Here is a 16997-nt window from a genome sequence, read left to right as displayed (position 1 = left end):
ACGAGGGAGGTTCCATGAAGAAGCTTCTCACCCTGCGCCGCTGCGCGGTGCTCTCCATCGCGATCGCCGCCGCCGCGGCGCTCGCCCAGCAGCAGAACTGGTTCCCGTCACGCTGGGGCGCGGCCGACGAGATCGGCGCGGCCAACCACCTGAACGCGGGGCTCGTGCAGCGCGCCGCGCAGCTGGTGCGCACCGGCAAGGTCTATTCGCTCGGGATCACGGTCGCGCCGGACACGCCGGCGTTCCCGCCGCGCGGCTGCAAGCTGCTGGTCGTGCAGCCCGGCCAGGTCCACGGCCAGGTGCTCGGCCCCACCAGGACGACCTACAACGACGACATCCTGGAGTGCTGGGTCGGCATAGGCACGCAGCTCGACGGCCTGGGCCACATCGGCATCGACGGCGTGTACTACAACGGCCACAAGGGCGCCGACATCGCGCCCATCACGGGTCTGACCAAGCTGGGCGTGGAGAAGGTGCCGCCCATCGTGACGCGGGGCGTGCTGCTGGACATGGCGGGCCTGCTGAACACGCCGATCGTCGCGGAGGGCACGGCCTTCAACCGCGAGCAGATCGACGCCGCCATGCGCCGGCAGAACGTCGAGATCCGGCAGGGCGACGTCGTGATCTTCCACACCGGCTGGCTGTCCCTGATCGGCCAGGACAACGCGCGCTATGGCAAGGCCGAGCCGGGGCTGGGTGTCGAGGGCGCACGCTACCTCGTCTCCAAGGGGGTGGTGGCGGTGGGTGCCGACACCTGGGGCTGGAAGCCGTTCCCTTCGAGCCCGGCATGGGCGTGTTCCAGGTGCACCAGGAACTGCTGACGCGCAGCGGCACCTACATCCTGGAAAACATCGACACGCGCGAACTGGCGCGCGACCGCGCGTGGGAATTCCTGTTCGTGCTGGGGCAGGCGAAGTACAAGGGCGCCGTGCAGGCGATGATCAATCCCGTGGCGATTCGCTGAAACCTTCCCCTTCGCGTCCGCGGCGGCTCCGTCCTAGGACCCGCCCGGCAGCGTGATGCCGGGGAAGATCTTGATCACCGCCGCATCGTCCTCGCGGCCATGGCCGGCCGACGAGGCCTGCATGAACATCTGGTGCGCGGTGGAGGCCAGCGGCAGCGGGAATTTCGTGGCGCGTGCGGTGTCCAGCACCAGCCCGAGGTCCTTCACGAAGATGTCCACGGCGGACAGCGGCGTGTAGTCGCCCTTCAGCACGTGGGCCATGCGGTTCTCGAACATCCAGCTGTTGCCGGCGCTGTTGGTGATCACCTCGTAGAGCGCCTCCGCGTCCACGCCTTCGCGCAGGCCCAGCGCCATGGCTTCGGCCGCGGCGGCGATGTGCACGCCGGCCAGCAGCTGGTTGATGATCTTCACCTTGCTGCCGTTGCCGGCGCGGTCGCCCAGCCGGTACACCTTGGCGGCCATCGCTTCGAGCAGCTTGCCCGCCTTGGCGTAGGCCTCGGGGCGGCCCGCGGTCATCATCGTCATCTGGCCCGACGCGGCCTTGGCGGCGCCGCCGGAGATCGGCGCATCGAGGTACAGCAGGCCCTTGGCGGCCAGGCGCTCTTCCAGGGACATCGACCAGTTCGGGTCCACCGTCGAACACATGACGAACAGGCTGCCACGCTGCATGGCGTCGGCCGCACCGCCGGGGCCGAACAGCACCTGCTCGGTCTGCGCGGCGTTGACCACCACGCTGACCACCACCTCGCATTGCGCCGCCAATTCGGCGGGGCTGGCGCAGGCCACCCCGCCTTCGGCGGCGAAGGCCTGGCAGGCTTCGGCGCGCACGTCGTACACGTGGACCTGCTCGCCCGCGCGCCGCAGCGACCCCGCCATGCCCAGCCCCATGGCCCCGAGGCCGATCAATCCCACCTTGCGCATGCCTTGCTCCTCCAGTGCGGCCATTATGCGGAGCGCCCGTGGGCAGCAGCGTCATCCTCCTTTTGGCGTATCCCCGCAGGCCCGAGACGGCTTCAAAAAACCGCGCCGATGCGGGATGATCGCCGGATGAGCTGGAATGCGTTCCTCGGGTGGGGTGGCGCCGCGGTGCTGGGCGCCCTCGCTGCCTGGATCGCGTACCGGGCGCTCGCCGCGCAGCGCGCGCGACAGTTCGCGCGCAGTTTCCGTCCGCCGCCGGCCACCGAGCTGCGCTGGGAGACGAGCCCCTCGAAGCCCGCCGCGCCGCCGCCCGGCATCCCGCCCGACTACGCCGAGCTCGTGCGAAGGAACGCCGAGGAAGCGGCGTACCACGCAGCCGCCACCGGTGCGGCCGACCCGCCCAATCCCTATCCGGCCGGCACGCCGGAATTCGTGCTGTGGGTGGCGAGCTACCACCTGGCGATGACGCGGCTGGACGACACCATCCCGCCGCCGCGTCCCGCGCCCGCGCCGGGCGCCGCCGTCAATCCGCCGTGATGCCCTGGGCCTTGATGGTCCTGGCCCAGAACTCCGTCTCGGTCTTCACCATCGCGTCGAGCTGCTGCGGCGGCAGGTAGCGGATCTCGATGCCGGCGCCGTCGGCGCGGCTCTTCGCTTCCTGCGTCTCCAGCCCCTGCTTGATCGCCGCGGTGAGGCGGTTCACGACATCGGGCGGCGTACCCGCGGGGGCGAAGATCGCCACCCAGGATTCCAGCTCGAAGCCCTTCAAGCCCGCCTCCGCCGTGGTCGGCACGCTGGGCAGGCCCGGATGGCGCTTGCTGCCGGTGACCGCGAAGGCCTTGAGCTTGCCGGACTGCACGTGCTGCATCACCGAGGGCGGCGTGGTCATGAACACCTGCACCTGGCCCGAGAGCACGTCCTGCATCGCCGGACCCGAGCCGCGGTAGGGGATGTGGACCATGCTGGTGCCGGTCTTGGCCTTGAACATCTCGGTGCCGATGTGCGAGACCGAGCCATTGCCCTGCGAGGCATAGCTGATGCGCCCCGGGTTCTTCTTCAGGTGGGCGATGAATTCGGACAGCGTGTTCGCGGGCACCGTCGGATGCGCGGCGATCACGTTGGTGGCCACCGTCACCAGCGCGATCGGCGTGAAGTCCTTCTGCGCCCAGGGCAGCTTGGGCGTGAGCGAGGGATTGCCCACGTGGTAGGCCGAGTAGGAGGTGAGCAGCGTGTAGCCGTCGGCCGGCGCGCGCGCCACGAAGCCGTAGGCCACGTTGCCGCTGCCGCCGCCGCGGTTGTCCACCACCACCGACTGGTTCAGCACCTTGCCCAGCGCGTCGGCGACGATGCGCGCCGAGGTGTCCACCAGCCCGCCGGGCGGGTTGGGCACGATCAGGGCGATCGGCTTGTTGGGATACCCCTGCGCCGCGGCAAAGGGCGCGCACAGCGCCACGGCCGCCGCCAGCGCGGCGTGTTGCAGGAGGGGACGTCGATTCATGCTTGCTCCTTGGTCACGGTTGCCTCAATCGGCCTTGATCTGCGCCACCTTGATGATGCGCTCCCAGGTGGCGCGCTCGTTCCTGCCCAGCGCGTCCAGCTCGGCCGGCGTCATGGCCACGGCCTTGGCGCCCTGCTCCTCGGCGCGGCGGCGGAACTCGGGCGTCTCCACCACCTGGCGCACCGCGGCGGACAGGCGCGTTTGCAGATCGGCCGGCAGGCCCGCCGGACCGTACACCGCGAACCAGGAGGACGCAACCAGCGGAACCCCGGCCTCGGTGGCCGTCGGAATGTTGGGCAGCGCCGCCAGGCGGGTTTTGCCGGTGACCATCAGCGCCTTGAGCTTGCCCGACTTGATGTGCGGCAGCAGCGGCGGCGGCGTGGTGATGGTCAGGTCCACCGTGCCGGCCAGCAGGTCGGTGAGCGCCGGGCCCGTGCCCCGGTAGGGGATGTGCGTCATGAAGGTCTTCGTCAGGTCCTTCAGCAGCTCGGTGGTGACGTGCTGCAGCGCGCCGTTGCCGCTGGAGGCGTAGTTCACCTTGCCGGGGTTGGCGCGCACGTAGGCCAGGAATTCCTGGAAGGTGTTGGCCGGGAAGTCCGCGCGCACCACCATCAGCTGCGGCGCATCGATCAGGTGGCCGATCGGCTTGAGGTCGCGGCCCGGGTCGAAGCCGGGCGCCGGCTGCAGCAGGGGCGTGATGGACTGGTAGCCCGAGTACTGCACCACCAGCGTGCTGCCGTCGGCCGGTGCGCGCGCCACCATCTGGCCGGCGATGTTGCCGCTGCTGCCGCTGCGGTTGTCCACCACCACCGTGGCCTGCAGGATCTTCGACAGCGGCTCGGCCAGCATGCGGGCCGACAGGTCGGTGGTGCCGCCGGGGGCGGAGCCCACGACGAGGGTGATGGTGCGGCCGGCGAGCTGGGCGCGCGCGGGCAGCGCGAGCGAGGCCGCGGCGGCGGCGCCGGCGGCCAGGAAGGTTCTGCGCTGGAACATGGACATGCAAAGTCTCCTCATGCGCCCCTGCGGGCGCTTGTCATGGGTTCAGGGAAAGGAATCAGGAAAAGGCGGCGCGCAGCTCGGCGACGGAGGCCGGCGCGGGATGCAGCTGCGTGCTGGGCCCGGCCTTGGCGAGCTGCCCCGGGACCTCATGGCCCACGATCGCGGGCAGCGCGCGCGCCACCTGCAGGAGACGCGGGATGTCGATGCCCGTGTCGTGGCCCATGGACGCGAGCATGTGGATCGCGTCCTCGCTGCTGATGTTGCCGCTGGCACCGGGCGCGTACGGGCAGCCGCCCAGGCCGCCGAGCGAGCCGTCGAAGCGCGTGATGCCGGACTGCACGGCGGCCAGCACGTTGGCCCCATCGCGCGTGTTGTGGAAGTGCAGAGTCAGTTGCAGGCCGGCGAAGCGCTGCTGCAGCGCCTCGCACATGCGCGCCACCTGCGCCGGGTCAGCCATGCCGGTGGTGTCGCAGATGGTGAGGCCGCGCACGCCGAGGTCTGCAAAGCGCTGCGCCCAGGCCAGCACCTCGGCCTGCGGCACCTCGCCTTCCATGGGGCAGCCGAAGCAGGTGGAGAGCGACACGTTGACCGGCGTGCGGCCGCCGACCACGCGGATCACTTCGGCCAGCGCGGCGAAGCTCTTCTCGCGCGGCATGCGCAGGTTGGCCAGGTTGTGCGTCTCCGACGTCGACATCACGAGATTCAGCTCGTCGGCGCGCGACTCCATCGCCCGCTCCGCACCGCGCAGGTTGGGGACCAGCACTGTGTACTCCACGCCGGGCACGCGCGTGATGCGGCCCATCACCTCCTCGGCGTCGCGCAGCATGGGGATGGCCTTGGGCGAGGTGAAGGAGGTGACCTCGATCTTGGCGTAGCCGCACTGCGAGAGCGCGTCCACCAACTGCACCTTGGCGTCGGTGGCGATGAACTCGGGTTCGATCTGGAAGCCGTCGCGGGTGACGACCTCGTTGAAGAAGATGCGTTGCTTCATTCGGATGCCTTGATCACGCCGCGGCTCTTGAGCGCGGCGATCTGTTGCTCGGAGATGCCCAGCTCGCGCATCACGGCGTCGGTGTCCTGGCCGATCGCCGGCGCGTTGCGCTGGTGGCCACCGGGCGTGCGCGAGAGCTTGGGCACGATGCCCGGGACGGTCAGCTTGTCGCCGTCGTCCAGCGTGATGTCCTGCAGCATGCCGCGCGCGGCATAGTGCGGGTCGGCTGCGATGTCGGCCACGGTGTAGATGCGGCCGCCGGGGACGGCGGCGGCGTCCAGCGCTTTCAGCACCTCGTCCACCGAACGCGTCTTGGTCCAGGCGCCGATCGCGGCGTCGATCTCCTCCACGCGCTTCACGCGGCCGGCGTTCTGCGCCAGCTCGGGGTCGTTGCCCAGGTCGTCGCGGCCGATCACCGTCATCAGCCGCTTGTAGATGCTGTCGCCGTTGCCCGCGACCAGCGCGTAGCCGTCGGTGCACAGGTAGGCATTGGTCGGCGCGATGCCGGGCAGCGCACTGCCGGCCGGCCCGCGCACGGCACCGAAGGCGCTGTACTCGGGCAGCAGGCTCTCCATGCAGTTGAACACCGCCTCGTACAGGGCGACGTCGATCACCTGGCCCTGGCCGGAGCGCTGGCGCTCGTGCAGCGCCATCAGGATGCCGATCACGCCGTGCAGCGCCGCCAGCGTGTCGCCGATGCTCACGCCCACGCGCACCGGCACCCGGCCCGGCTCGGCGGTGAGGTGGCGCAGCCCGCCCATGGCCTCGCCGACGACGCCGAAGCCCGGCCGGTCGCGGTAAGGGCCGGTCTGGCCGTAGCCGCTGATGCGCAGCACCACCAGCCGTGGGTTCAGTTCCACCAGCTTCTGCGGATCCAGCCCCCAGCCCTCCAGCGCGCCGGGGCGGAAGTTCTCGATCAGTACGTCGGCCTCGGCAGCCAGCTTGCGCACGATCTCCTGGGCTTCCGGCTTTTTCAGGTCCAGTGCGAGCGAACGCTTGTTGCGCGACTGCACCTGCCACCACACCGAGGTGCCGTTCTTCAGCAGGCGCCAGTTGCGCAGCGGGTCGCCGGTGCCGGGCGGCTCGATCTTGACCACGTCGGCGCCGAAATCCGACAGGGTCTTGGCGGCGAAGGGCCCCGCGATGAGCTGGCCCATCTCCACGACCTTGAGGCCCGCCAGCGGGCCGAAAGCAGCACTTGTCTCCATGGCGGGCAAGTGTGCGCCCGCCGGCGGGGGTGCGTCTATTGCCGTTTGCGCGGCGCTGCTTTCGCCTTTTGCGAAGGCTCGGCGAGGAAGGCCGCGAGGTCCTCCACCGCCGGATCCTGCGGTCCGGCACGGGTCGCCAGCAGCATGCGGCGCGAGGCCCAGGAATCGGACAGCGCGCGCCAGCGCAGCTTCATCGCGCCGATGATGGGCAGCGCGGCGTTCTTCGGCAGGATGGCGATGCCCAGCCCGGACGCCACCAGGTGGCAGACCGCGTCGAAGCTGCGGACCTGCACCCGCAGGGGCAGCGGCCGCCCCAGCGCATGGGCCGCCTCGTGCTGTTTCTGCAGCAGGGCCGCGCCGTCGTTGAGGCTGATCCAGTCCTCGTCCACCGCATCGGCGAAGGACACCGCGCCGCGCCCGACCAGCCGGTGGCGCGCCGGCAGCACCAGCACCAGCTCGTCGCGGCGGAACAGGCGGCATTCCAGGCCTTCGGTCTCGGCGCCCTCGACGAACACGCCCAGGTCCGCGCGGCCCTCGCGCAGCGCCGCGACCACGGCGGTGGACACCTGCTCCTCCAGCTCGATGCGCACCTGCGCGTGCAGGCTGCCGTAGCGCGCCAGCAGCGGCGGCAGGAACTGGTTGATGGCCGCCGTGCTGGAACACAGGCGGATGTGCTTGGCGATGCCCTGGCGCAAATCGGCCAGCTCGTTGCCCATCTGCTCCAGCGACTGCAGCAGGCCGACGCCATGGCGGGCGAACACGCGGCCGGCCGCCGTCGGTTCCAGGCCGCGGCCATGGCGCTCGAACAGCGGCTCGCCCACCGCGGTTTCCAGTTCGCGGATCCGCCGGCTGGCCGCCGCCAGCGCCAGGTGCGATTCGCGCGCGGCGGCGCTCAGGCTGCCGTGCTGCACGCAGTCGACCACCAGGCGGATCGACACCAGGTCGAAGCGCGCGAGGTTGTAGGGCACGCGGGTGGCTTTCATGGCGCGCAAGTGTGCCCCACCGGGCGGGGGCCTCGCTAGAATGCAGGCAGTGGGGTCACGAGCAGGCTCCCCGCACCCAGAGGCTCCAGGCCTCCAAGTTCTGCTGCTGAAGACGGGCCCACGCCCATCGAGGAGCACGACCTTGCCCACGCCAACCCTTGCCCTGCTCTACCCCGGCGACCGCGCCATGCGCGAACGCGGGGATCCCTCCGAAAGCCGCTTCGCCGCGCTGTTCGATGCGTTCGCCGTGGCCGGCCTGCGTGCCGTGCCGGCGGTCTACCACGATGACTTCGCCGACGAGGTCGAGGCCCAGCTGGGCGGCGTCGCCGTCGTGCTGGTGTGGTGCAACCCGATCGAGGGCGGCCGGCGGCGCGACCGGCTCGATGCCATGCTGCGCCGGCTCGCCGGCCAGGGCGTCGTGGTCAGCGCCCATCCGGATGCGATCCTCAAGCTCGGGACCAAGGACGTGCTGTTCGACACGCGCGACCTTCCCTTCGGCAGCGACGTGCACCGGGTCGACAGCCTCGCGCAACTGCAGGCGGAGCTGCCGGGGCGGCTGCGCCGCGGTGCGCGGGTGTTCAAGCAGCATCGCGGCCAGAGCGGGGCCGGCGTCTGGCGCGTCGAAGCAGGCGACGCGTCGGCGCCGCAGTTGCTGCGCGTGCGCCATGCACAACGGGGCAGCGAGGAAGAGCGGCTGGACTTCGCCGCGCTGGCGCACCGGCTGGCACCGTACTTCGATGCGGCCAACGGCGGCCACATGATCGACCAGGCCTGGCAGCCTCGCCTGGTGGACGGCATGGTGCGCGCCTACCTGGTGGAAGACCGCGTCGCCGGCTTCGGCGTCCAGGCCGTCAATGCGCTCTTTCCCGCTGCGCCCGGCCAGCCCGCGCCCCCGCCCGGCCCGCGCCTGTACCACGGGCCGGAGCTCGCAGCCTTCCAGGGCCTCAGGCGCCTGCTGGAAACCGGGTGGATCGAGATGCTGCGCGCGCGGGTGGAATTGCCGCGGGACCGGCTGCCCCTGCTGTGGGACTGCGACTTCCTGTTCGGCGAGCCCGCCGCCGATGGGACCGAGTGCTTCGTGCTGTGCGAGATCAATGCCAGCAGCGTCGCGCCCTTCCCGCCCTCGGCCATGGTGCCGCTGGTGGCGGCCGCGGCGTCCCGCGTCCCGGAGGGCTGAAAATACCTGCAGGGTGGCCGGATTGGCCCGGCCTGACGGGCGAGCCACCGGGCGGCTGCCATGCCCTTAGCATGCGGCCATGAGCACGCGCCGCATCCTCCTGGTCGAAGACGACGAAGGCCTGCGCCAGATCGCCTCCTTGTCGCTGTCGAAGATCGGGCGGCACGAAGTGCTGGCGGTCGATTCCGGCGCGGCGGCCCTGTCGCAGGCCGAGGCTTTCGCGCCCGAGCTGCTGGTGCTGGACGTGAACATGCCCGACATGGACGGGCCCGAAACCCTGCAGGCACTGCGAAAGCTGCCGTCGCTGGCCGCGGTGCCCGCCATCTTCCTCACCGCCCGCACGCTCGCGCGCGAAGTGGCGATGCTGCGCGGCCTGGGCGCCGTGGACGTGATCGCCAAGCCCTTCGAGCCGCGCGGGCTGTGCGCCCGGGTGGCGCAGGTGTTCGCGCCGGCGCCCGCCCCCACCGCGCCGGTCGCCGACGGCCGCCCCAGCGTGCTGGTGGCGAGGACGACGCGGGCATCGGCTACCTGATCCGCTACATCCTGGAACAGAAAGGCTGGCGCGTGCTGGCCGCCACCGACGGCAACGAGGCCGCCCGCGCCATCGCCAAGGGCGAAGTGACCGATGCCGTGCTGATGGACGTGATGCTGCCGGACGTCGATGGCCTCACCCTGCTGGAGGGGCTGCGCCAGCTCCCGCGCTGGCACGGCGTGCCGGTGATGATGCTGACGTCCAAGGGGGACGAGGCGTCGGTGTCGCGTGCGCTGGCTGCGGGGGCGAATGACTACCTGGGCAAGCCTTTCGATCCGGCGGAGCTGGTGTCACGCTTGCAGCGGCTGCGCGCTTCGTAGCACCGCCCGCCTACTTCTTCGTCACCCGCGGCGTCACGATCCACGCCGTCTCCCCCGCGCCTCCTTCAGGTGCGCGATCCGCCCCCAAGCGTTCTTCAGTCCTGCATAGAACAGCGTCGAGGTCAGCACGTAGAACCAGAACCACGAGGGGTGCTTCTTCAGCTGCGGATCGGCCAGCTTCCAGGTGAACCAGATCTGCCCCGGCCCGGTGCTGAGGGTGAACAGCGAGGTCACCACGAACAGCGGCACCAGCCAGTCGATGCGCCAGAGCGACCCGGCTTCCACCGCCCAGTAGATGATCAGCGGGATGATCTGCAGCGACACCCAGGGGTAGACCTCGCGCCACGCCAGCAGGTGCAGCATGCCGATCTTCTGCCCGATGGACAGGTGCGGCGAGCGCAGGGCCGGCATGACCCACTTCATGGAGATCTGCAGCCAGCCCTGCGCCCAGCGCAGGCGCTGCTTGGTCAGGGCCTGCAGGGTCTCGGGCGCGAGCTCGCGCGAGACGAGATAGGGGTCGGAGACGATGCGCCGGCCGCGCACCACGGCACGCAGCGAGGAGTCGATGTCCTCGGTCAGCATGAAGCCGTGCATGCGCAGCTCGCGCAGCAGCGGCGTGCGCCAGTAGCCGTTGCTTCCGCCGAAGATGCCGAAGCCGTGCAGCCGCGCGCGGCCCGGGTGGCTCACCGCGTAGATCTGCTCGAACTCGATGGCCACCGTCCTGGCCACCCAGGACGCTTCGCCGTTGCGGATGAAGCAGTGGCCCTGCACCACGTCGGCGCCGTGCGAAATCCAGCGCCACGCGCGGCGGAAGCTCTCCGGGTCCGGCTGGTGGTCGGCGTCGAACACCGCGGTGAATTCGCCGGTGACGTAGGCCAGCGCGGCGTTCACGTTCTGTGCCTTCGAGGTGCTGGTGCGCACGCGCATCGGGATGAAGCGCGGGTTCTCGCGGGCGATCTGCTGCAGCCGCTCCTCGATCTCCGGCATGTCCTTGGGCGTGTTGTAGGCCAGGATCACCTGCAGCCGCCCCGGGTACTGCACGCGCAGGAAGGCGCGCACCGTGTCCTCGATGATCGGCGCCTCGTTGGGCAGGTAGGCCGCGATGACGGCCGACGCCGGCGGGTAAGGCAGCGCGGGTTCGTCCGGCGGGTCGATGCGCTTCAGGGCCAGGAAGCCTTCCACCCAGATGAAGAAGGCGGTCAGGGCCAGCGAGACCACGACGAACATGTACACCGGCCCGCTGATGTCCGCGCCGGCCGAGCCCATGCCCCAGTAGAAGAGGAAAGGCAGGCCGATGCCCAGGAAGGTGGTCACCGCGTACTGGATCAGCAGCAGGTGGCGCGACTGGAAGCCCAGCCACCAGGCGCGCAGCCACCCCACCTCGGTCGGCGCCGGCCGCGCCACGGTCTTCTTCTCGCCCCAGCGCGCGGGCTGCAGGTCCAGGTGGCGGGCCGACTCCTGCGCGGCCTCGCGCGCGTGGGCCAGCGCCTGTTCCGCGCTGGTGTGCCGCTTCACCTCCGCATAGCCGATGGCCGACGAGAATTCCGCCAGCTGGCCGCCCAGGTCGAAGGACCGCGTGGCGATGCGCCGGCTGAAGTCCTGCAGCCGCTCGCGGACCTCGGCCAGCGAACTGGAAGGCGCCAGCAGCAGGAAGTCGCCCTGCGCGCCGCGCGCCCACTGCTCGTCGCCCAGCGCGTCCATCTCGGCGATCACCGCCAGCTGCAGCCACAGGGCCTCCAGCGTGCGGGCCGGCAGGTGCTTGCCGAAGCGGTCCAGTTCCTCCAGGCGCACCGAGGCCAGGTAGCTGTGGCCGGCGATGCGGCCTGCGCCCGCGTCCTCGATCTCGCGCCGCACGGCCTGCAGGAGTTGCGGCTCCTCCAGCACCAGCAGGTGCGGATCCAGGAAATCGCTGGCGCGCGCGTGCTCCGCTTCCCACTCGCGCACCGAGCGGCGCAGCAGGGCCTGCACGCGTTCCACCAGCGCATCGGGTTCGAAGGGCCAGGCGAGGCGGGCCACCCGCGCGTTCTCGGGGCCCGAGGAGGAGCGCACCAGTTGCTGTTCGGTGCCGACCAGCAGCAGCGAAGGCGTGTTCGCGTCCTCGCTGGCCAGGCCCGCGATCAGCTCCATGCCGCCGCTGCCGGCGATCTGCTGCGGCGCGCTGATCACCACGCCCCAGGACTCGCGCGTGACGTCGGCGGGTCCGCCCAGGCGCACTTCGTGGCCGGCCGCCACCAGCGGCGAGATCACGTCCTGGATGACGTCGCTGGCCAGGCCGACCAGCAGGACGCGCGCCCCGGCCACTACCAGCTCCGCTCGAGGGCCAGGCCGGCGGTGGTGCGCGCGAAGCCGCTGAAGGAGCTGGTGCGGGTGCTGAAGCGCTGCAGGCGCGCTTCCAGCCGCGTCTTCGCATCGAAGCGGTAGCCGGCGCGCGCACTGGCGTCGTAGGCCGGCTTGCTGCCGTCGGGATTGGCGTGCTCGCGTCCCCAGGCGCCGGCAATGCGCAGGTCCCAGCGGCCCTGCTCGCCATCAGGCTTCCAGGTCAGGCGCGCCGTGGCGAGCGTGGCCTCGAAGGTCAGCGGGTTGAAGTAGCCGTTGTCCAGCTGGCGGTCGAAGCGCACGCGCGTGTGGCGCGCGCCGAACCAGATCTCGGGCTTCGTGCGCACGCGCCACTCCGCTTCCACTTCGCCGCGCCAGCGCCGGTTGCCGTCCGAGACCAGGCCGCGCTCCGCACGCGCGGTGTAGCGCTGGCGCTCGGTCGGCGTGAAGTCGGCGGACAGGCCGTACTGCGTCGCGGTCAGGCCGAGGCGCAGCGAACGGATGTTGTCGAAGGTGGAGCGGCTGGTGCTGAAGTCGAAGCGCAGCACGTCGTGCGGCCACCAGGTGAGCCAGGTGGCGTACACCAGCCGGTTCATGGAAGGCGAGCCGCGCGGTGCGATGTGCTCGTTGCCGATCTCCGCATGGAGTTCGGCCGCGTCGGAGAAGCGGTAGCGCCCGAGCAGCATGGGGCGGGTCACGCGCACTTCGTCGCTGCCGTCCTCGCGCTCGTGGTCCAGGCGGTCCACGCGGCCGCCGGCGCTGCCCAGGCCGCCGGCGAAGGACACGGAATGCTCGAAGCGCAGCTGGCGGATCTCGAGATCGTCCGACTGCGTGGAGCGCTGCGCCTCCACGCGCGTCTTCGGGGCGGCCCAGAGATCGAGGTCGGACCGCAGCCGGCGCGCATCCTCGCGATCGGCGAGCGGTGCTTGCGCGATGCCGGCGCGGGCCAGGTCCGGTCGACCCAGCCAGGCCTGCGACTGCGCGAGTTGCACGCGCGCTTCGGCATCGTCCGGCCAGGACGCGAGGTGCGCCTGCAGCGCGCCGATCGCCTCGCGCTGGCGGCCGCTCCAGCTCAGAGCGCGGGCGCGGTTGCGGGACGCGTCCTGGTCCCGCGGCTGCGCCTGCAGGATCTCGTCGTAGACAGCGCGCGCCGCGCCGGGCTGGTCGCTCCAGAGCAGCGCCAGGCCCAGGCCCTTGAGGACCGAGATGCGATCGGCCCCCGTGCGCGCCGGCAGCAGCTCGCGGTACAGGGGCACCGCTTCGCGCGCGCGGCCGGAGTAGGTGAGCTGGTCGGCGTATTCCTTGAGCAGTTCCGCGCGGCGCCCGGGCTCCAGCGCGCGAGCGCCTGCGCGAACAGGCCGGCGGCCTCGGCGTTGCGGTCGGCGCGGGCCGCGGCACGTGCGGCCTCAACCAGGGCCGGCGCGTCCGCTTGCGCGGCGGCTTGCTGGGTGGCGAGGGCGAGGAGGCCGGCGGCGATCAGGTTGCGGGCGGGCACGGGCGGCGGCAGCTCAGCTCTCGCCCATGTGCAGCCACTCCTCTTCGGGCAGCGACTGCATGAAGGCCATGATGCATTCCAGCGCGCCGGCGCGCTCGGCCCATTCGATCTGCTCGCGGAAGCACAGCCGCTTGGTGAGCGGCGGCGTGACCGCCCAGGCGGCGCCGGTGGCCGCGGCGGGCGGCGGCTGCACGCCGCGCAGCGTCTTGCGCACGGGCAGCATGGCGGTGAATTCGTCCCAGCGCTGCGGCCGCGGGCAGACCCGGTTGTTGCGGCGGGCCACCAGCATCGCGGCTTCCAGCGTGAACAGCGGCTCGGGCTCCTTGCGGCGCTGCGGCTTGAGCGCGGCGGCGGTGCCCGGTGGCGGCAGCGTGGGCGCCCAGGCGGCGTCCTCGGGCGTCATGCCGGGCGGGCGCGTCATCGGCGCGGTGTCGGCGAAGCGGCGATCGTGCTGCTGCGCGACCTCGTTCCAGAGTGCCCAGGCGGACTCGCCATCCTGGTGGACGGCTTCGGGCACCGGGATCGAGTCGCCGGCTTCCCAGGGGCGGTCGAGGCCCTGCTTGCGCGACGGGGTCTTGGGACGGAGGATGGGCATGGCTGCAGTGACTGTAGCCCAGGCTCCCCCGGTGGCACCAGAGAGTGTCAGCAAAGTTAAGCGCGCCACCTCGGCCATGGAGCGGCCGCCGGGCCTTACGATGGGGCCATGCGCATGACGGAGCAGGCAGGAGATGGCGGCCGCTGAGCCCGCGGTCGCGGCCGCGTCCCCGGCCGCCCCGGCGCGGACGGACGCCGCCCCGGCGCGCACGCCGCAATCCCTGTCCGGCCTGCTGCCCTTCGTGCGGCCCTACGCCGGGCGCCTGGCGCTGGCCGGCGTGTTCCTGCTGCTGGCCGCGGCGGCGACGCTGGTGTTCCCGGTCGCGCTGCGCACGATGATCGACCAGGGGATCGCCTCCGAGCCGGGCACGCGGCTGGTCGCCCTGCGGGGCCACTTCCTGCTGCTGTTCGGCGTCGCGATCGCGCTGGGCGTGTTCTCCGCCTGCCGGTTCTACCTCGTGAGCTGGCTGGGCGAGCGGGTCACCGCCGACCTGCGCACCGCGGTCTACGCACACGTGCTGGAGCAGAGCCCGGCCTTCTTCGAGAGCACGCAAACCGGCGAGGTGCTGTCGCGGCTGACGACCGACACCACGCTGGTGCAGACGGTGGTGGGCTCCTCCTTCTCGCTGGGCCTGCGCAACCTGGTGATGGGCCTGGGCGCGCTGGGCATGCTGGTCGTCACGCATCCCAAGGTGATGACGCAGGTGCTGCTGGTCGTGCTGCTGGTGGTGCTGCCGGCGATGTGGTTCGGCCGGCGGGTGCGGCGCCTGTCGCGTGCCAGCCAGGACCGGGTCGCGGATTCCAGCGCCATCGCCGCCGAAGTGCTGAACGCCATCCCCGTGGTGCAGAGCTACGCGGCAGAGGAACGCGAGGCGGCGCGCTTTCGCGGCGCAACCGAGAACGCCTTCCTCACCGGCATCCGGCGCACGCGCGCGCGGGCGGCGCTGGTGGCCTTCGTCATCATCGCCAACGCCGGCCTGATGCTGTGGGGCCTGTACGAGGGCACACAGGCCGTGCTGCGCGGCGAGCTCAGCGCCGGGCAGCTCGGGCAGGCGGCGCTCTATGTCGCGATCTTCGCCGGTGCCGTGGCGGTGCTGGGCGAGGTCTACGGCGACCTGCTGCGCGCCGCCGGCGCGACCGAGCGGCTGATGGAGCTGCTGGCGAGCCGCTCGCCGGTGGTCTCGCCGGCCGAGCCGATCTCCGCGCCCGCGCCGCAGGCCGGCAGCCGCGTGCGCTTCGAGGCGGTGCGCTTCCACTATCCCTCGCGCCCCGCCACCGCGGCGCTCAGCGACTTTTCACTGGACGTGGCGCCGGGCGAGACGGTCGCCCTTGTCGGGCCCAGCGGCGCCGGCAAGACCACCGTGTTCCAGCTGCTGCTGCGCTTCTACGACCCGAAGGACGGCCGCATCGCCGTGGACGGCGCACCGGTGCGCGCGCTGCGCCTGCAGGACCTGCGCGCGCGCATCGGCCTGGTGCCGCAGGAGCCGGTGATCTTCTCCGCCTCGGCGCTGGAGAACATCCGCTACGGCAAGCCCGGCGCGAGCAACGAGGAGGTGCAGGCGGCGGCGCGCGGCGCCTTCGCGCACGACTTCATCCGGGCGCTGCCCGAGGGCTACGGCACCTTCCTGGGCGAGCGCGGCGTGCGCCTGTCGGGCGGCCAGCGCCAGCGCATCGCGATCGCGCGGGCCATGCTGAAGAACCCGCCGCTGCTGCTGCTGGACGAGGCCACCAGCGCGCTCGATGCCGAGAGCGAGGATGGTGCAGGCGGCGCTGGAGTCGGCGATGCGGGACCGCACGACGCTGGTCATCGCGCACCGGCTGGCGACCATCCAGCAGGCCGACCGCATCGTGGTGCTGGACCACGGGCGGATCGTGGAGATGGGGCGGCACGAGGAGCTCATGGCCGCGGGCGGGGTCTATGCGCGGCTGGCGGGGCTGCAGTTCATGACCTGAGGCTGCCTATTGCAGCGGCCCCTTCAATCCCTTCGGGATCGGCAGCGGCAGCACCGAGATGCCCTCTTCCAGCAAGGCCTGCGTCTCTTCCCGCGACGCCTGCCCGCGGATGCCACGCTCCTCGGTCTCGCCGTAGTGGATCTTGCGGGCTTCCTCCGCGAAGCGCTCGCCGACGTCCTCGGTCTGTGTCATCACCTGCTTGACTAGCTGCATCCAGGCGGCCTGAAGCTGTTCGTTGGGCGCGGACATCACCTCCTGCTTCGCCCCTGACGGCGCCGCGGCGGGCGCGGGCTCGGAGGCGCCGAGGTTCAGGCGCGGCGCGCTCGGCATCTTGGTGATGTGGGCATCGCCGCACAGCGGGCATTCCACCAGCCCGCGCGCGAGCTGGCCCTGGAAATCGTCTTCGGAGGCGAACCAGCCTTCGAAGCCATGGGCGTGGCGGCACTGCAGGTTGAGGACCTTCATCGCCTTAAGGTAGTGCCTTCCAGTCCAGTTTCCAAGTACCGGCCAGCACATTCTGTATCCACACTGCGGACGCCAGGGTCTTGGAGTCCACGATCCGGCCTTCGCGGCACCAGCCCAGGAACTCCTGCGGCGTCGCCGTGAACACTTCGAGGAACTCGCCCTGGTCCAGCTTCGCACCCTGGTGCGCGAGGCCGCGCGCGAACCAGACCTCGATGGCCTCGTCCGAATAGGCGACCGTCGGGTAGGTCGTGAAGGCATAGGCCCATTCACGGGCGACGTAACCGGTCTCTTCCAGCAGCTCGCGCCGGCCGCAGGCCAGGGGCGACTCGCCCGCGTCCAGCTTGCCGGCGGGGATCTCGATCATCACCTGCCGCGTCGCGTGGCGGTACTGGCGCTCCAGCACGATGCGGCCGTCGTCCGTCAGCGGCACCACGGCGACCGCGCCGGGATGCAGCACGTATTCGCGCGTGGCCGAACCGCCGTCGGGCAGGCGCACGGTGTCGCGGACCACGTGGAGGAAGTGGCCTTTCAGCAGTTCCTCGCGCGCGGTGGCGTGCTCGGTCAGGTGGCTGTCGTCGGCCATG

Annotated in this window: 17 protein-coding genes and 1 pseudogene; 7 read left to right on the top strand and 11 right to left on the bottom strand. The window is 71.4% G+C overall.

Annotated features, from left to right (window positions below; all coding sequences use genetic code 11):
* Window positions 1-14: 14 nt before the first annotated feature.
* Both HK415_RS03275 and HK415_RS24400 read left to right on the top strand, forming a co-directional pair.
* The gene (locus HK415_RS03275) at window positions 15-821 is read left to right on the top strand and encodes a cyclase family protein (RefSeq protein WP_253261749.1); all 807 of its coding nucleotides are present in this window, start codon (window positions 15-17) and stop codon (window positions 819-821) included.
* Complete coding sequence (locus HK415_RS24400) at window positions 788-964, top strand: hypothetical protein (RefSeq protein ID WP_253261748.1); 177 nt, start codon at window positions 788-790, stop codon at window positions 962-964. Before HK415_RS03275 ends, HK415_RS24400 begins: the two co-directional genes overlap by 34 nt.
* A 33-nt stretch (window positions 965-997) precedes the next feature.
* On the opposite strand, the gene ltnD is transcribed toward HK415_RS24400, so the two are convergent.
* Window positions 998-1885, bottom strand: coding sequence for an L-threonate dehydrogenase (gene ltnD, locus HK415_RS03270; protein ID WP_171556757.1), 888 nt, complete (start codon window positions 1883-1885; stop codon window positions 998-1000).
* 126 nt (window positions 1886-2011) lie between these two features.
* Between ltnD and HK415_RS03265 the strand changes: the two genes are divergently transcribed.
* On the top strand, window positions 2012-2419 hold the full coding sequence (locus tag HK415_RS03265) for a hypothetical protein (protein WP_171556756.1): 408 nt from the start codon (window positions 2012-2014) through the stop codon (window positions 2417-2419).
* On the opposite strand, the gene HK415_RS03260 is transcribed toward HK415_RS03265, so the two are convergent.
* Genes HK415_RS03260 through HK415_RS03240 form a run of 5 tightly spaced genes read right to left on the bottom strand, consistent with a single transcriptional unit; the run spans window position 2406 to window position 7561 of the window.
* On the bottom strand, window positions 2406-3380 hold the full coding sequence (locus HK415_RS03260) for a Bug family tripartite tricarboxylate transporter substrate binding protein (protein ID WP_171556755.1): 975 nt from the start codon (window positions 3378-3380) through the stop codon (window positions 2406-2408). The two genes, HK415_RS03265 and HK415_RS03260, sit on opposite strands and share 14 nt — an antisense overlap.
* 24 nt (window positions 3381-3404) lie before the next feature.
* On the bottom strand, window positions 3405-4379 hold the full coding sequence (locus HK415_RS03255; protein ID WP_171556754.1) for a Bug family tripartite tricarboxylate transporter substrate binding protein: 975 nt from the start codon (window positions 4377-4379) through the stop codon (window positions 3405-3407).
* Between the two features lie 55 nt (window positions 4380-4434).
* Window positions 4435-5370: a hydroxymethylglutaryl-CoA lyase gene (locus tag HK415_RS03250; protein ID WP_171556753.1), complete on the bottom strand. Its 936-nt coding sequence runs from the start codon at window positions 5368-5370 to the stop codon at window positions 4435-4437.
* The gene (locus tag HK415_RS03245) at window positions 5367-6578 is read right to left on the bottom strand and encodes a CaiB/BaiF CoA transferase family protein (RefSeq protein ID WP_171556752.1); all 1212 of its coding nucleotides are present in this window, start codon (window positions 6576-6578) and stop codon (window positions 5367-5369) included. The genes HK415_RS03250 and HK415_RS03245 overlap by 4 nt, the downstream gene beginning before the upstream one ends.
* A gap of 35 nt (window positions 6579-6613) precedes the next feature.
* Window positions 6614-7561: a LysR family transcriptional regulator gene (locus tag HK415_RS03240; RefSeq protein ID WP_171556751.1), complete on the bottom strand. Its 948-nt coding sequence runs from the start codon at window positions 7559-7561 to the stop codon at window positions 6614-6616.
* Between the two features lie 142 nt (window positions 7562-7703).
* Between HK415_RS03240 and HK415_RS03235 the strand changes: the two genes are divergently transcribed.
* From HK415_RS03235 to HK415_RS03225, 3 genes are all read left to right on the top strand, one after another.
* Complete coding sequence (locus HK415_RS03235; RefSeq protein WP_253261747.1) at window positions 7704-8738, top strand: Cj0069 family protein; 1035 nt, start codon at window positions 7704-7706, stop codon at window positions 8736-8738.
* Between the two features lie 79 nt (window positions 8739-8817).
* Complete coding sequence (locus HK415_RS03230; RefSeq protein ID WP_171556749.1) at window positions 8818-9270, top strand: response regulator; 453 nt, start codon at window positions 8818-8820, stop codon at window positions 9268-9270.
* Window positions 9271-9302: 32 nt separating this feature from the next.
* Window positions 9303-9590: a response regulator gene (locus HK415_RS03225; protein WP_309246559.1), complete on the top strand. Its 288-nt coding sequence runs from the start codon at window positions 9303-9305 to the stop codon at window positions 9588-9590.
* Between the two features lie 33 nt (window positions 9591-9623).
* Here HK415_RS03225 and HK415_RS26115 read toward each other — a convergent pair whose 3' ends face one another.
* The 3 genes from HK415_RS26115 to HK415_RS03210 all read right to left on the bottom strand — a co-directional run bounded on the left by HK415_RS26115 (window position 9624) and on the right by HK415_RS03210 (window position 13996).
* A complete protein-coding gene (locus tag HK415_RS26115; protein WP_171556747.1) occupies window positions 9624-11891 on the bottom strand; it encodes a glycosyltransferase family 2 protein in 2268 nt (755 codons plus the stop codon).
* Entirely contained in the window at window positions 11891-13162 is a 1272-nt protein-coding gene (locus HK415_RS03215) for a tetratricopeptide repeat protein (protein WP_171556746.1), read from the bottom strand. The genes HK415_RS26115 and HK415_RS03215 overlap by 1 nt, the downstream gene beginning before the upstream one ends.
* Window positions 13163-13414: 252 nt before the next feature.
* Window positions 13415-13996 carry a hypothetical protein gene (locus tag HK415_RS03210; RefSeq protein WP_171556745.1) on the bottom strand — a complete coding sequence of 194 codons (582 nt, stop codon included), beginning with the start codon at window positions 13994-13996 and terminating at the stop codon, window positions 13415-13417.
* A gap of 133 nt (window positions 13997-14129) precedes the next feature.
* On the opposite strand from HK415_RS03210, the pseudogene HK415_RS03205 reads away from it, so the two are divergent.
* Window positions 14130-15948: pseudogene (locus HK415_RS03205) on the top strand (ABC transporter transmembrane domain-containing protein).
* Window positions 15949-15954: 6 nt separating this feature from the next.
* Here the strand turns inward: HK415_RS03205 and HK415_RS03200 are convergent.
* Window positions 15955-16413, bottom strand: coding sequence for a DUF1178 family protein (locus tag HK415_RS03200; protein WP_171556744.1), 459 nt, complete (start codon window positions 16411-16413; stop codon window positions 15955-15957).
* Window positions 16414-16417: 4 nt separating this feature from the next.
* The gene (locus HK415_RS03195; RefSeq protein WP_171556743.1) at window positions 16418-16996 is read right to left on the bottom strand and encodes an NUDIX domain-containing protein; all 579 of its coding nucleotides are present in this window, start codon (window positions 16994-16996) and stop codon (window positions 16418-16420) included.
* Window position 16997 lies beyond the last annotated feature (1 nt).

It is taken from the genome of Ramlibacter montanisoli (assembly GCF_013087525.1).
Classification (GTDB): domain Bacteria; phylum Pseudomonadota; class Gammaproteobacteria; order Burkholderiales; family Burkholderiaceae_C; genus Ramlibacter; species Ramlibacter montanisoli.
Note: the sequence above shows the minus strand (reverse complement) of the source record. Positions and strands in the feature narration are given on the sequence as shown.

What these genes read in the sequence shown, in the direction of transcription:
- HK415_RS03240 (WP_171556751.1), bottom strand. Translation starts at nt 7,561, where the DNA reads ATGAAAGCCACCCGCGTGCCCTACAACCTCGCGCGCTTCGACCTGGTG.
- HK415_RS03195 (WP_171556743.1), bottom strand. Translation starts at nt 16,996, where the DNA reads ATGGCCGACGACAGCCACCTGACCGAGCACGCCACCGCGCGCGAGGAA.
- HK415_RS03245 (WP_171556752.1), bottom strand. Translation starts at nt 6,578, where the DNA reads ATGGAGACAAGTGCTGCTTTCGGCCCGCTGGCGGGCCTCAAGGTCGTG.
- HK415_RS03265 (WP_171556756.1), top strand. Translation starts at nt 2,012, where the DNA reads ATGAGCTGGAATGCGTTCCTCGGGTGGGGTGGCGCCGCGGTGCTGGGC.
- HK415_RS03200 (WP_171556744.1), bottom strand. Translation starts at nt 16,413, where the DNA reads ATGAAGGTCCTCAACCTGCAGTGCCGCCACGCCCATGGCTTCGAAGGC.
- HK415_RS03210 (WP_171556745.1), bottom strand. Translation starts at nt 13,996, where the DNA reads ATGCCCATCCTCCGTCCCAAGACCCCGTCGCGCAAGCAGGGCCTCGAC.
- ltnD (WP_171556757.1), bottom strand. Translation starts at nt 1,885, where the DNA reads ATGCGCAAGGTGGGATTGATCGGCCTCGGGGCCATGGGGCTGGGCATG.
- HK415_RS03260 (WP_171556755.1), bottom strand. Translation starts at nt 3,380, where the DNA reads ATGAATCGACGTCCCCTCCTGCAACACGCCGCGCTGGCGGCGGCCGTG.
- HK415_RS03275 (WP_253261749.1), top strand. Translation starts at nt 15, where the DNA reads ATGAAGAAGCTTCTCACCCTGCGCCGCTGCGCGGTGCTCTCCATCGCG.
- HK415_RS24400 (WP_253261748.1), top strand. Translation starts at nt 788, where the DNA reads ATGGGCGTGTTCCAGGTGCACCAGGAACTGCTGACGCGCAGCGGCACC.
- HK415_RS03230 (WP_171556749.1), top strand. Translation starts at nt 8,818, where the DNA reads ATGAGCACGCGCCGCATCCTCCTGGTCGAAGACGACGAAGGCCTGCGC.
- HK415_RS03250 (WP_171556753.1), bottom strand. Translation starts at nt 5,370, where the DNA reads ATGAAGCAACGCATCTTCTTCAACGAGGTCGTCACCCGCGACGGCTTC.
- HK415_RS03255 (WP_171556754.1), bottom strand. Translation starts at nt 4,379, where the DNA reads ATGTCCATGTTCCAGCGCAGAACCTTCCTGGCCGCCGGCGCCGCCGCC.